Here is a 13,464-nt window from a genome sequence, read left to right as displayed (position 1 = left end):
TCGCTGGCAACACAGAACAAGGGTTGCGCTCGTTGCGGGACTTAACCCAACATCTCACGACACGAGCTGACGACAACCATGCACCACCTGTACACCGACCACAAGGGGGCTGATATCTCTACCAGTTTCCGGTGTATGTCAAGCCTTGGTAAGGTTCTTCGCGTTGCGTCGAATTAAGCCACATGCTCCGCTGCTTGTGCGGGCCCCCGTCAATTCCTTTGAGTTTTAGCCTTGCGGCCGTACTCCCCAGGCGGGGAACTTAATGCGTTAGCTGCGGCACCGACGACGTGGAATGTCGCCAACACCTAGTTCCCAACGTTTACGGCGTGGACTACCAGGGTATCTAATCCTGTTCGCTCCCCACGCTTTCGCTCCTCAGCGTCAGTAATGGCCCAGAGATCCGCCTTCGCCACCGGTGTTCCTCCTGATATCTGCGCATTTCACCGCTACACCAGGAATTCCGATCTCCCCTACCACACTCTAGCCTGCCCGTATCGAATGCAGACCCGGGGTTAAGCCCCGGGCTTTCACATCCGACGCGACAGGCCGCCTACGAGCTCTTTACGCCCAATAATTCCGGACAACGCTCGCACCCTACGTATTACCGCGGCTGCTGGCACGTAGTTAGCCGGTGCTTCTTCTGCAGGTACCGTCACTTGCGCTTCTTCCCTGCTGAAAGAGGTTTACAACCCGAAGGCCGTCATCCCTCACGCGGCGTCGCTGCATCAGGCTTTCGCCCATTGTGCAATATTCCCCACTGCTGCCTCCCGTAGGAGTCTGGGCCGTGTCTCAGTCCCAGTGTGGCCGGTCGCCCTCTCAGGCCGGCTACCCGTCGTCGCCTTGGTAGGCCATTACCCCACCAACAAGCTGATAGGCCGCGGGATCATCCTGCACCGCCGGAGCTTTCCACCCACTCCCATGCAGGAGCAGGTCATATCCGGTATTAGACCTCGTTTCCAAGGCTTGTCCCAGAGTGCAGGGCAGATTTCCCACGTGTTACTCACCCGTTCGCCACTGATCCACCCCGAAGGGCTTCACCGTTCGACTTGCATGTGTTAAGCACGCCGCCAGCGTTCGTCCTGAGCCAGGATCAAACTCTCCGTGAATGCTTTCACGAAAGAGCGGCACAGCAACCACCGGAATAGGGCGGTCCTGCGCACTGCGTCCTCGCTAGTGTTACTTCATAAAGGAATCTCCAACCGATCCAGTAGGACCGGCCGGGGATGTCAACATATCTGGCGTTGACTTTTGGCACGCTGTTGAGTTCTCAAGGAACGGACACTTCCTTCGAGCCGCATTCCTGCGGGCCCTCCGGGCGCTTCGTTCTTTCGTGTTCTCAGCTTATCAGATGTTTTCCGCTCCGTTTTCCGGAGTTTCGATCCGACTTGCTGTTTGTCTTCCCCGCCTCGCGGCCGTTCCGACGTTTCAAACTCTAGCCGATCCCCGCTCCGAAAAGCGAATCCGCCGCAATCTCCGAAATCGCGCACAGCAAATACGAACGGAGACGCGAAAAGGACGCGACCCGCTACGGATCAACTGGGTGGCTCTCAGGGATTGGCCGCCCCGGGACCGTCCACGCAGACGCGTGCTCGGTGCTCCCTGTCAGGCAACTCGGAGAACTCTACACACCTTCGGACCCGGCATCAAGTGGTGCCGGGAAGTGCCACCTGGAAGACCAGGACGGCGACGTCGTCATCGTGTTCCGCCGAGACACCGAGGGCGCGCAGGAGGCGGGAGCAGACGATGTCGGGGGCGGCGACGGGACCGGTGAGGGTGTGGGCGAGGTGGTCGATGCCCTGGTCGATGTCCTGGTCGCGGCGTTCGACCAGGCCGTCGGTGTAGAGGACGCCGGTGGTGCCGGGGAGCAGGCGGAGGGTGTGGGAGAGGTGGCCGGCGCCGCCGGTGCCGAGGGGTGGGCCGTTCTGTTCCTCGCCGCGCAGGACTGTGCCGTCGGGGGCGCGGAGGAGGAGGGGGAGGTGGCCGGCGGAGGCGTAGACGAGTGTGGTGGTGGCTGGGTCCCAGACGGCGTAGGTGCAGGTGGCGATCTGGTTGGCGTCGATCTCCATGGCGAGGCCGTCGAGCAGGGTCATTACTTCGTGCGGCGGGAGGTCGAGGCGGGCGTAGGCGCGGACGGCGGTACGGAGCTGGCCCATGACGGCGGCGGCGCGCAGACCGCGGCCCATGACGTCGCCGATGACGAGGGCGGTGCGTCCGCCGCCGAGGCCGATGACGTCGTACCAGTCGCCGCCGACGGCTGCTTCGGCTCCGCCGGGTTGGTAAGTGGCGGCAACGTGGAGGTCGGCGGGCTGTTCGAGTTTCTGCGGGAGCAGGCTGTGCTGGAGGGTGACGGCGGCTTCGCGTTGGCGGCGTTCGGCGTCGCGGAGGCGGCCGGCGGCCTGGACCTGGTCGGTGACTTCGGTGGCGAAGATCAGGACGCCGGCGGGGGTGCTGTGTTCGTCGGGGCCGAGCGGGACGCAGGCGATGTTGTAGTAGCGGTTGCCGCCGAGGCCGAGGATGCACCGGGCCTTGACGCTGCGGGGGCGGCCGCTGCGCAGGACCTGGTCGAGCAGGGGGAGCACGCCGAGCGCGGTGAGTTCGGGGAGGGCTTCGGCGGCGGGGCGGCCGGGGGTGCGGGGGCCGAACAGGTCGCGGTAGGCGCGGTTGGCGTAGCCGAGCGAGTGCTGCGGGCCGTGAGTGAGGGCGACGGGGGCGGGCAGGCGATGCAGGACGTCGCGGAGGTCGTAGAGCTGTTCGGGGTCGCGGAGGTCGGAGCCGGAGGCGGCGCGGTCGCGCTGGCCGGGGACGGTGACGGGTTCGTCCGCGGTGGTGGGGGGCGTCCGCCTGGCGGCTCCGGTGAGCCGGGCGCTCCAGCGCATGAGGTTCAACGTCGGCCGCTTCCTCGGGGGAACTGGGGGACTTGGGGGGAACTGATGTGGGGTGTGCCTGCTCTGGGGGTCGATTGCGGTGTGATCATCACCTTGTGTGCGTTCATCAGCACAAGGCGTGACGGGTGGGCGGGGTCGATCCTGTCAGGCTCCGGGGTGATTCCGGAAGTCGAGCCCCCGATGCGGCGCGTTCCGGCGGGCGTGCGCCGGGGTGTGCTTCCGTGCGGGCCGTAGCGCGGGTGACGGGATCTGTCAGCTGCCGGGGCCGGACGTACCGGGGCCGGTGGTGAAACCGGACTCGAACTCGGCACGGGGATGCTCGATGGCGCCGAGCGCGACCACCTCGCGCGGGAACAGGCCGCCGAACAGCCAGTCCATCAGGACCCTGATCCGGCGCTCCCGACTGGGCAGGCGGCGCAGCTGGCGGGCGCGGTGCAGCCACCAGGCGCGGCGGCCGGTGAGGCGGGCACCGCGTCGGGTGTGGGCGACGGCCCGGCGCAGGCCGAGCGAGGTGGAGCAGGCGGGGTCGCCCGGCCGGTAGTCGGTGAGGGGCTGACCGGCGAGCTCGGCGGCGAGGTTCTCGGCGAGGAGTTTGGCCTGGGCGAGGGCGTGCTGGGCGTTGGGGGCACAGGTCTGGCCGGCCTGGTCGGGGACGGCGGCGCAGTCACCGGCCGCCCAGGCGCCGGTCAGGGCGGTGCCGTCGGGGTTGGCGATCCGGAGGGTGGGCAGGCAGGTGATCCGGCCCGCGTGGTCGAGCGGAAGGTCGGTGAGGGCGAGCACCGGGGCGGGACGGATGCCGGCCGTCCACACCAGGGTGCGGGCGGCGAAGCGCCCGCCGTCGGAGAGCACCATGACCTGATCGACGGCGGATTCCAGGGTGGTGGAGAGCCGGATGTCGATATTGCGTTCGCGGAGTTCGGCGAGGGTGTGGGCGGCGAGTTCCGGGATCTCCTCATTGAGAATGCGGTCCCTGGCCTCGACCAGTACCCAGCGCAGGTCCTCCGGGGTGAGGTTGTGGAAGCCCTTGGTGGCGGTGCGAGCCATGTCCTCCAATTCGGCCAGGGCCCCGACGCCCGCGTAGCCCGCGCCGACAAAGACGAAAGTGAGGGCGGCCTGCCGGAGTGCCGGGTCGCGGGTGGAGGAGGCCAGGTCGAGCTGCTCCAGGACATGGTTGCGCAGCGCGACCGCCTCGCCGACAGTCGCGAAGCCCATGCCGTGGTCGGCGAGGCCGGGCACGGGTGCGGTGCGGGAGACCGCGCCCGGGGCCATCACCAGGACGTCGTACGGAACTTCCGTGGGCAGCCGGAGCTCGCCGCGCGGCGCCGCATCCACCCAGGCAGTGCGGACGGCGTGGTCGATCCTGGTGACGCGGGCCGTGAGCACCCGGCAGTCGGGCAGCGCGGTGCGCAGCGGGACGACCACGTGGCGGGGGTCGATGGAGCCGGCGGCGACCTCGGCCAGCAGCGGCTGGAAGGTGAGGTACGGCTGCGGTTCGACGATCGTGATGTCGATCCGGCGGTCCCTCAACTGCGGTCGCAGCAACTGCTGGAGGCGCAGCGCGGTGCTCAGTCCGGCGCAGCCGCCGCCGATGATCAGGATCCGAATGGGGCACCTCCGGCCGGCCCTCGGGCTGTGACCCGTTTCACGTTCCCCCTATGACGCACCCACCGGAGGGTTCTTGTCCACACTCCGGGCCGGATCGGCCCGAATCCGGTCCGGAAAGCGGCCCCGAAACGCGCCGTACCGCCCCGACCGAGCAACTGGCGGGGGCGGCACGGGGGTTGGGCGACGGTCAGTGCGACCAGTACGGGTCGTCCTGCCGGCCGGCGGGAGTTGCGGCAGAGGATGGACGAGGGGTCTGCTCGTCGTTGAACAGAGTGAAGGTTCCGGGGTCCTTCACTGGATCGACCGTGGCATCGAGGTGGGTGTTCCCGTGCGGTTCGATCGTCACAAAGATCCGAGCGCCGTCCGGCATGGTGGCCCCTACCCGACGGGCGGTGTCGTCGCGGGTGACGGTGTAGCCCTGCGCCTTCCAATGGTCCATGAGTTGACCGAGCAGGGTGTCGGCCTTCCCGTCCGCGATCCGGGGATTCAGGACACGCCTTTTCGACAAGCCTGCCTTACCGTCCGACTGATGGGCCCAGTCGGAATGCACCTTCGGGGTGTAGAAGTCGTCGTCATAGCCCACCGCCGGGGTGATGGCCTTCGTCGCCCCGTCCAACAGGGTGTCGATGGTCGACCGGGCCGCGTCGAGCGCGACCACCGGCTTGTCATCACGGAAGGCCGAACAGCCGGTGACAAGTGGTCCGAACAGCAAGGCCGCGACGAGCGCCGTACCCAGGAGTCGCGTCTTCACCGCTGTTCCTGCCTCCTGACCTGGTCCATATGCCCGGAAACGATGTCGGCCATGTTGTCCAGCGAATCGCTGGGGGTCCGGCCATCGTGGTTCCAGTAGTCGGAGTGCGAGTCGAAGCTGAGCATGGGCCCGTCGGCGACATCGAAGCGGTTGGCTCCGAAGCCCTCGCCCACAGGGTCCTGGCCGAACCACAGGTGGTGCGGATCGACGGTGTGCCCGATCCCCCAGCCCGTGGCCGCTCCAAAGATGAGTGCGCCCGAGCCGGGCCCCCGGTGCCGGTGCCTGCGGGCACGGTCGGGACGCCGCGTGGGGCGCGCGCGGAGAGGTCGCGGGCGTCGACGGCGCCCACGCTTCTGGTGGCGTCCTGTTCGCCCTTGCGGTAGTTGGCGGCGGTGCGGATCAGCTTGTCGCCCTGGGAGTCCATCTCCCGGGAGAGGTTGTCGAGCAGGCGCTTCCACTCGTCGGTGCAGGAGTTGAGTTCGCTGCCGGTCTGCCAGCCGCGGAGGCCGCTCTCGGCGCTGTCGGAGGCCGCGAGGACGCCGCCGGTCTCGCCGGGGATGGCTTCGGCGGTCTGTTGGGCCGTCCGGCCGGACTGTTCCAACTCGTCGGGGGAAACGGTGAATCCGTTTCCCCCGTTTCCCCCGGGTTCTGCTTGCCGCATCATGACCCCCCATGTGGTCGGCAAAGTTGTGTGGTTGTTGTGCGAGTGCGTTGATCACGCTAGCGAGGAACGGTCGTTCGGCGGGCGGAAACGTGTACGTTCGACCAGCTCGGAGCTGGGGCGGGTGCGATTCGAGGGCGCTGATGGATCATCAAGACCTGGCAAAGGAGGGCGAGTCGGGGCAGAGGGGTGTCGCCGACCGGATGTGATGGGCCTCACGTGGGCCGATGGGCGACGCTGGGGGGATTTGTCCGGAGTGGGGGCGAGATCGGGCCGTTCGGGGTGGCGGGTGGTCCACTTCTGCGGCGAACTTCCTTGAACTATGGTCGGATTGTGGTTCGGACCGCCGATGGTGCCGGTCCATGTACCTGCGAGCCCGGTGGCGTCGGTGCGACTGCCCGGGAGCCATCCGGGGAAGGTAGTGCGCGGACGTCGGACCGACCGGTGTCGGCAGCGCACACCAGGGGGCGCAGTGACCGTTCGGGTGCCCGGGACGGGGTGCCTCGGGGGAGGTTGGCATGTCGGAGCAGGAACAGTTGGCCGAGCGGTCGCCAAGTGGCGCGTTCGGGAGGACCGCGGTGGATGTGGTGCCGGAGCAGCGCGGGCCGGGTGCGCGGGAGCAGTACGCGTTCCCGCCGAGTGAGCGCCCGGGCGAGCGCCCGGGTGAGCCGCGAGGTGCGGGTTCGCGCTTGCGGGTGGATGCCCGGCGGAACCTGGAGAGTGTGCTGCGGGCTGCCCGTGAGGTGTTCGGCGAGCTCGGGTACGGGGCGCCGATGGAGGAGGTCGCGCGCCGGGCCGGGGTTGGTGTCGGCACGGTGTACCGGCGTTTCCCCAGCAAGGAGGTGCTGGTCCAGCGGATCGCCGCCGAGGAGGTGTCGTGGCTGACGGCGCAGGCCCGGGAGTCGCTGTACGGCGGGTTGAACGGTCCGTGGGACGCGCTGGCCGGATTCCTGCAGCGGGCCGCGTCCTCGGGTGCGGGGCGGCTGCTGCCGCCGGAGGCGTTCCGCTATGCCGAGGAGATCGGCCGGGTGCCGGAGCAGCGCGGTGCCGAGCTGCGGGCGTTCGGCGGAGTGGCCGAGGGTGAGTCGAGTGCGGATCCGCGGCTGCTGCTGCAGTTGCTGGCGGCGCTGGTGGCCCGGGCGGGTGCGGCGGGCGAGTTGCGGCCGGGGGTGACGGTGTCCGATGTGGTGCTGGTGCTGACGGCGGCGGTGCCGGTGCACGCGTCGGCGGCGTTCGAGGCCGGGGACGGCGGTGAGGGTGGTGCCGGGGGCCGGCTGCTCCAGCTCCTGTTGCAGGGTCTGCGCGCGGCCTGAACCGGCACCGGGGGCCGTGGAATCGGCGGCCGGGCCGGTGACGCATCGTTCGAGTGACGGGGCGCCGCCCGGCGCGGGCGGCGCGCGGAACTGTCCGGGTACGCGCGGTGCTTGCGCCGTCGATCTCCGAACACTTCGGCGAGCGGCGGCACGGAAGAGTGGGTGCCGCACCGGGCGGCTACCGGTGGTCGCCGCACCATGCCATGCTTTGCCCGTGGTTGGAGCCATTGTCCCGTTGCGTACCGTGCCCGCCGTCGAGTTCGAGGGGCGGCCCGGGTCGCGCGCCGTGCGGGCGGGCGGTGCCAGGTGAATCCCGAGGAGCAGGGCGAGGGCGGGGAGTTCGGTTTCGGGCTGGGTGCCGCGCAGGTCCCGGACCAGGCGGGCAGCCCCGCCCGGGAGTCGTTGACCGGCCGGGTGCCGGGCCAGGCCCCCGCCGGGCAGGGCGGGGTCAGCCCGGAGGCGTTCATCACCGAGGAGTTCGCGGTGCGCGCCGCGGTGCCCCCGCCGGCCGATCCGGTGGACGGTGAACGCCCGGCCTCGGACGCCGAGTTGACCGCCCGGGTGCGGGCCGGCGACGACGCCGCGTACGAGGAGATCTACCGTCGGCACGCGGACGCGGTGCGCCGCTACGCCCGGACGTGCTGCCGGGACAGTTTCACCGCCGAGGACCTCGCGGGCGAGGTGTTCGCCCGCACCCTGCAGGCGTTGAAGGCGGGCAAGGGGCCGGAGTTCGCGGTCCGCGCCTACCTGCTGACGGCGGTGCGCAACGTCGCGGCGGCCTGGATGCGTTCGGACCGGCGCGAGCAACTGGTGGACGACTTCTCAACGTTCGCCGAGGCGTCCGCCGCCACCATCGAGTTCGATCTGGCCGACCCGGGCGCGGACGCCTGGGCGCTGGCGCTGGCCGATCAGCGCATGGTGATGCGGGCGTACGCCGAACTCCCGGAGGACGACCGGGTGGTGCTCTGGCACACCGAGGTCGAGCGGGAGTCGCCGAAGACGGTGGCGGTGATGCTCGGCAAGACCGCCAACGCGACGGCCGTGCAGGCCCACCGGGCCCGGGACCGGCTGGCCGCCGCGTTCCTGCAGGCGCACGTGTCGGGCAGTCAGGAGTCGGGCTGCGCCGGGTACGCGAACCGGCTGGGCGCGTACGCCCGCGGCTCGCTGCGCAAGCGGGCGTCGGCGGAGGTCGGCAAGCACGTCCAGGACTGCACCCGTTGCACGGCCGCGTACCTGGAGCTGGCCGACATCAATCACAGTCTGCGGGCGGTGCTGCCCGGGGGCGCGCTGCTCTGGGTCGGCGCCGGCTGGTTCACGGCCGCGGTGGCCGCGGCCGGTGCCGGGGCCGCCGTCACGGGCGCGGTCGCCGGCGGTGCGGCGGCGGCGGGCGGCGGTACGGCGGCGGGCGGGTCGTCCGGTGGTGGCGGGGCGACCGCGGCGGCCGGGCAGGGGCTCGGCACGGCCGCGAAGGCCGGGATCGCCGCGGGCATCGCCATGGTGGCGGTGGCCGTCGCCGCGTACGCGCTCACCGGTTCGCCGGAGCCGACACCGCCGGTGGCCGCGCCGCCGCCGATCAGCGCGGTGCCGGACGCCCCGACGCCGGTGCCGCAGGCGGCCGCGCCGAAGCCGACGCCCGCCGCACCGACGTCATCGCCGTCGTCACCGTCGTCGTCCCAGTCGCCGTCGCAGACCCCGAGTCCGACGCCGAAGCCCAGCTCCACGCCGTCGCGGTCGCCGATCCCGGAGCCGTCCGCCCCGCAGTCCGAGGCGCCGAGCCCGGAGCCGCCGGTCCAGGCGCCGTCGAGCCCGCCCCCGAGCCCCTCGCCGAGTCCGAGCACCAGCACGGTCAGCCGGTTCTGGCTGGACGAGCTGCCGCTGAACCGCGGGCACCGCACCCCGGGCACCCCGACCATCCGCGGCGCCGGGTCCGCCATGCAGCGGTCCGGGGCGTGGATGCAGGGCGACTTCTACCGGCACGTGCTGGCGGTCCAGGTGCCGTCCCGGGTGACCATCGACCTGAACCGCAGCTGCCGGTCGTTCGACGCCGTCGCCGGGCTGGACGACTTCGGGGTGACCTACGGGCGGGTGATCTTCGCGGTGCAGGGCGACAACGGTGAAGTGCTGTGGAGTTCCGGCGAGTTGTCCGCGAACGACGATCCGGTCGCGGTGCACGCCGAACTGGCCGGCCAGTCCTCGATCCGGCTGGTGGTGACCACGGCCCGCGGTTCCGTCCCGGTGATCGACCTGGCGGACTGGGCGCAGGCCAGTCTCAGCTGCTGACGTACCGGGCGCCCGGCCAGGCCCTGCTGGGCGCCCAGGTACGTCAGCGGGCCTCAGATCTGGCAGCTGCCGTCCGCGCAGGTCTCCCCGTCCGGGACGATCGGGGTGAGCTGCCGGGAGGTCTCGGCCTCGACCTGGCGCAGCACCTGGAGGAAGGTGTCGGCCTCCTGGCCGCCCTGGACGGCCCACTGGCCCTCGAAGACGAAGGTGGGGACGGCGGTGACGCCGATGGCGCGGGCCTCGGCGAGCTGCGCGAGCGTCTCGGCCTCGCCCTCGTCGCCGGCCAGGTAGGCGGCGGCGCGCTCGCGGTCGATGCCGGTCTCGGCGGCGAGGCCGGCCAGCGCCTCGACGTCGCCGACGTTCACGCCCTCGGAGAAGTGCGCCTTCAGCAGGCGCTCCTTGAGGGCGGCCTGCACGGCGGGGCCGTACTCGGTCTCGGCGAGGTGCAGCAGGCGGTGGGCGCGGAGGGTGTTGACCTCGAGCGCGGCGTCGAAGTCGTAGTCGATGCCGAGGGTCTTACCGACCTCGGTGATCCGGGCGTCCATCGCGAGGGACTGCGGCCCGTAGCGCTCGGCGAGCCATTCGCGGTGCGGGCGGGCCTGCTCGGGGGCGTCGGGGACGAGCTGGTAGGGGCGGTAGACCACCTCGACGCCGTCCTTGCCCTCGAAGCGCTCGAGTGCCTGCTCGAAGCGCCGCTTGCCGACGTAGCACCAGGGGCATGCGATGTCCGAGTAGATTTCGACCTTCATGGCGGGGCGGGCTCCTGTCGGGGTGGTTCGCGGCGGCCGGGTGGCCTCCAACAGGAAGATGAACGCTCAACCACCGGCGGTCATTCCTGGTCAGGCGTCCTCGGCGGGCGCCGGGACCACCAGCACGGGGCAGCCGGCGTGGTGCACGGCGGCGGTGCTGACCGAACCGAGCAGCAGCCGGGAGAAGCCGCCGTTGCCGCGGGTGCCGAGCACCAGGGTGTGCCGCCCGTCCGCGGCCCGGAGCAGCACGTCCACCACGTTGCCGAGCAGCACGTGCAGGGTGAGCGGCCCGGCGTACGGGCGGGGGCGGGCGGCCTGGACGGTGTCGACGGCGCGGCGCAGGCCGTCCGACATGCTCGCGGTGAGGCGCTGGACGCTCTCCTGGACCAGGTCGGCCATGCCCGGCGCCCAGCCGGTGGGCGAGGGGTTGACCACGGCGAGCACGTGCAGCGGCAGGTGGTGTGCCTCGGCCTCGGTCATCGCCCGGTCGAGCGCCCAGAGCGAGGCGTCGGAGCCGTCGCAGGCGGTGAGGATCGCGGCGCCGGGCGGCGGGGCCTCGGTGCTGACGGGGAGGGTCATGGCCCCGAAGCTATCCGGCGGACCGGCCCGGGCCGGGCAGGCACGCTCAGCGCTCCAGGGCGGTGCGGCGCGGGGCTGGCAGGCCGGTCCAGGCCGAGCCGGGGCGGCGGGCGGCGAGGCGGCGCAGCCAGAGTTCGACGGCGATCAGCTCGCCGAGCGCGGCGAGGGTGGCGGGCGGGGCGTCCTGCGCGGGGTCGGTGGCGGCGGCGAGGGTCTTGCGGACGGCGGGGGTGTCGATCAGTCCGGCCTCGCCGAGCAGCGGGCGGTCGAGCAGTTCGGCGAGCGCGGGGGCGGCGGCCCGGATGCCGTTCCGGGCGGCGGTGTGCGGGTCGGGTCCGGTGGTGCGGCCCCAGTCGGCGGGCAGGTCGGTGCGGCCGGCGCCGGCCAGCACGGCGGCCAGCAGGGCGGGCCGGGCGCCGGGTTGCAGCCGGATCTCGTCGGGGAGCAGGCGGGCGGCGCGGACCACCTGGTTGTCGAGGAACGGCGCGTGCAGGCGCTGGCCGTGCTGTTCGGTGGCGTGCACCAGGGTGCGGTAGTGGGCGGCCTGCCGGTGCAGGGCGAGCCGGGCCCGGCGGGCGCCGGGCGGTTCGGTGGGGGCGCCGTCGCGGGCGGCGGTGCGCAGGTGCTGGGCGAGCGCGGCGAGGGGTTCGTCGGCCAGCAGGTGGGCGGCCGGGCCGGTCCGGTGCCAGGTCAGTTCGGCGGCCATCGCGCGGCCCATGGTGCCTGCCTCGCCCGGTTCGTGCCGGAGTCGCAGGCGCAGTGCGAGGTCGTCGAGGGCGTCGGCGTAGCGGGTGCGGGCGAGGCGGCGGGCGGCGCGCAGCACGGTGACGGGGGTGTGCAGGGTGGCGGTGAGGGTGCCGGCGGTGGCGCGGTCGGCGCCGGCCAGGGCGGCGATCGGGGGGAGCAGGTGGAGCGGGCGGCCGGCCCGAATCAGGTCGGCGAGTCGGGCGGGGTGGCCGTCGAGGACCTGCCGGGCGCCGTGGCCGGTGAGGTGGTCGGCGCCGCCGGCCCGGTGCGCGGCGGTGTGCCGGGCGGCGACCAGCAGTGCGGGGCCGGGTTCGTCGGTGAGCGGGCCGCCGGGCCCGTCCAGTCCGGCGTACGGGAGGACGGGCGGGACGACGAGGTGGCGCAGTCGGGGTGCGTGCACGGCGAGCGCGAGGCCGTCGGCGTCGCCGAGGGTGACGGCCGGGAGCGTCTCGGGTTCGGGCCGTTCGCCGGCGCCGCCGCGGGCCCAGGAGCCCCGGACGGCGCCGGTGCGGGCGGCGGGCCGTTCGAGCGCGGCGCCGGGGTGCGGGCAGGTGGTCAGCGGGACGGCGGCGGCGAGCAGCGCGACGGTGGCGGACGCGGTGCCGTAGGACAGGTCGACGCCGAGCCGGGGCCGGTCGCCGGGGGCGGTGGCGCGGACCCGGCAGCGGACGGCTTCCAGCAGGGCGCGGGTGAGTTCGCGGACGGCAGGCGCCTCGGCCCGGGCCTCGGCGGGCTCGTCGGGGTGCGCGGTGTGGTGGGCGCGGCCGCCGCGGATGCCGAGGGCGTGGCCGGGCGGCACCCGGCGGACGCCCCGGAAGGGGGTGCGGTCGCCGAGCGCCTCGGGTGTCTCGGGGGTGGCGAGGCGGGCGGCGAGGTGGCCGGCGTCCAGGGGTGCGCCGACCAGGTCGGCCAGCGGCAGTGCGGCGGTGGCGTAGGCGGTGCCGCCGGCGAACGGGGTGTGGAAGACCGGCTGGACGCCGGCCAGGTCGGTGAGCAGCACGGTGGAGCGGGTGCCGGCCCGCAGCACGACGGTGTAGCTGCCGGGCCAGTGGGTGAGGTGGCGCAGCGCGCCGCCGCGGGCGGCGGCCAGGCCGTCGGCGAGTTCGCGGTCGGTGGCGCCGCAGCGGCCGGCGACGGCGAGGCGCAGGGTGGCGGGGGTGTCCTGGTCGGCGCGGTCGGTGGGGTCGCGCGGGTCGAGTCCGCCGCGGACCGTGGCGGGGGCGCCGGGGCGGAGCACGGCGAGGCGCAGTTCGTCGGGGCGCCAGTCGCCGACGGCCCAGAGCGGGTCGGGGCCGCTCCAGAGCAGGGTGCCGGCGATCGGCCGGACCGCGGCGAGCGCCGGGTCGGCGGTCGGGCCGCTCCAGCCGGTGAGCCACCGCATCGCGCCTCCGTCGTGCCTTCGGCGCGCGGCGAACATCCGATGATGTGTGGGGAATTGGCGCACCGTCAGGAGACATCGTGCCATCGGTGGGGCCAAATCGGGCCAGGCTTGCGCGGCGGGGCGCACGAACCGGGCCACCCCCTCCGGGGCCCGGGCCGTGCGGGTCCTCGAACTCCCGCCCGGGGAGCGGCCGGTGGCCGGACAGCACGGCGCGGAAGTGGTCCGTGGACGCTGCGAAAGCGGCCGAGTTTGGCCGAAAGGCATCGCACGAGCCGGGAGGGCATCCGCATGCCCTCCCGGACGCGCCGCTGCCCGCGGGGATTGAGGCAGCGTTTCCCCCGGCCCGCCGGGTCCTCGACGGCGGGCCGATCCACAGGCACCAGCGAATCGCCCACCTGCCGATGCGGCCAGGGAGCACGGATGGCGCACACGGGCACGGGACGGGAGCACGGTTGTGCGGCAGGTGCCGGCCCCTCGCTCCGGGGGCGTCAGGTCGGCGAGCGTGGCATCAGC

8 protein-coding genes, 1 rRNA gene and 1 pseudogene are annotated in these 13,464 nt (G+C 72.5%); 2 read left to right on the top strand and 8 right to left on the bottom strand.

From position 1 onward, the window contains the following. The 5 genes and pseudogenes from ACFYS8_RS14870 to ACFYS8_RS14850 form a co-directional block, all read right to left on the bottom strand. Window positions 1–1,106 (bottom strand): 16S ribosomal RNA (locus ACFYS8_RS14870); the annotation flags it as partial. Window positions 1,107–1,667: 561 nt separating this feature from the next. Then, a pseudogene (locus ACFYS8_RS14865) lies at window positions 1,668–2,885 on the bottom strand (PP2C family protein-serine/threonine phosphatase); the annotation flags it as partial. A gap of 252 nt (window positions 2,886–3,137) precedes the next feature. Beyond that, on the bottom strand, window positions 3,138–4,427 hold the full coding sequence (locus tag ACFYS8_RS14860) for an NAD(P)/FAD-dependent oxidoreductase (protein ID WP_387640675.1): 1,290 nt from the start codon (window positions 4,425–4,427) through the stop codon (window positions 3,138–3,140). Window positions 4,428–4,677: 250 nt separating this feature from the next. Beyond that, window positions 4,678–5,241, bottom strand: coding sequence for a hypothetical protein (locus ACFYS8_RS14855; protein WP_387640673.1), 564 nt, complete (start codon window positions 5,239–5,241; stop codon window positions 4,678–4,680). Then, the gene (locus tag ACFYS8_RS14850; RefSeq protein ID WP_387640671.1) at window positions 5,238–5,414 is read right to left on the bottom strand and encodes a hypothetical protein; all 177 of its coding nucleotides are present in this window, start codon (window positions 5,412–5,414) and stop codon (window positions 5,238–5,240) included. Before ACFYS8_RS14850 ends, ACFYS8_RS14855 begins: the two co-directional genes overlap by 4 nt. Window positions 5,415–6,420: 1,006 nt before the next feature. Between ACFYS8_RS14850 and ACFYS8_RS14845 the strand changes: the two genes are divergently transcribed. Together ACFYS8_RS14845 and ACFYS8_RS14840 are read left to right on the top strand one after the other, a co-directional pair. After that, on the top strand, window positions 6,421–7,215 hold the full coding sequence (locus ACFYS8_RS14845) for a TetR/AcrR family transcriptional regulator (RefSeq protein ID WP_387640669.1): 795 nt from the start codon (window positions 6,421–6,423) through the stop codon (window positions 7,213–7,215). Between the two features lie 306 nt (window positions 7,216–7,521). Further along, complete coding sequence (locus ACFYS8_RS14840) at window positions 7,522–9,495, top strand: sigma-70 family RNA polymerase sigma factor (protein ID WP_387640666.1); 1,974 nt, start codon at window positions 7,522–7,524, stop codon at window positions 9,493–9,495. Between the two features lie 53 nt (window positions 9,496–9,548). On the opposite strand, the gene ACFYS8_RS14835 is transcribed toward ACFYS8_RS14840, so the two are convergent. From ACFYS8_RS14835 to ACFYS8_RS14825, 3 genes are all read right to left on the bottom strand, one after another. Continuing rightward, complete coding sequence (locus ACFYS8_RS14835; protein ID WP_387640664.1) at window positions 9,549–10,244, bottom strand: DsbA family oxidoreductase; 696 nt, start codon at window positions 10,242–10,244, stop codon at window positions 9,549–9,551. 90 nt (window positions 10,245–10,334) lie between these two features. Further along, window positions 10,335–10,823 carry a universal stress protein gene (locus ACFYS8_RS14830; protein ID WP_387640661.1) on the bottom strand — a complete coding sequence of 163 codons (489 nt, stop codon included), beginning with the start codon at window positions 10,821–10,823 and terminating at the stop codon, window positions 10,335–10,337. A 46-nt stretch (window positions 10,824–10,869) separates the two neighbouring features. Continuing rightward, window positions 10,870–12,951: an asparagine synthase-related protein gene (locus ACFYS8_RS14825; protein WP_387640658.1), complete on the bottom strand. Its 2,082-nt coding sequence runs from the start codon at window positions 12,949–12,951 to the stop codon at window positions 10,870–10,872. Between the last annotated feature and the right edge of the window lie 513 nt (window positions 12,952–13,464).

Source organism: Kitasatospora sp. NPDC004615 (genome assembly GCF_042873545.1).
In the GTDB taxonomy this organism is placed as follows: Bacteria; Actinomycetota; Actinomycetes; order Streptomycetales; family Streptomycetaceae; genus Kitasatospora.
Note: the sequence above shows the minus strand (reverse complement) of the source record. Positions and strands in the feature narration are given on the sequence as shown.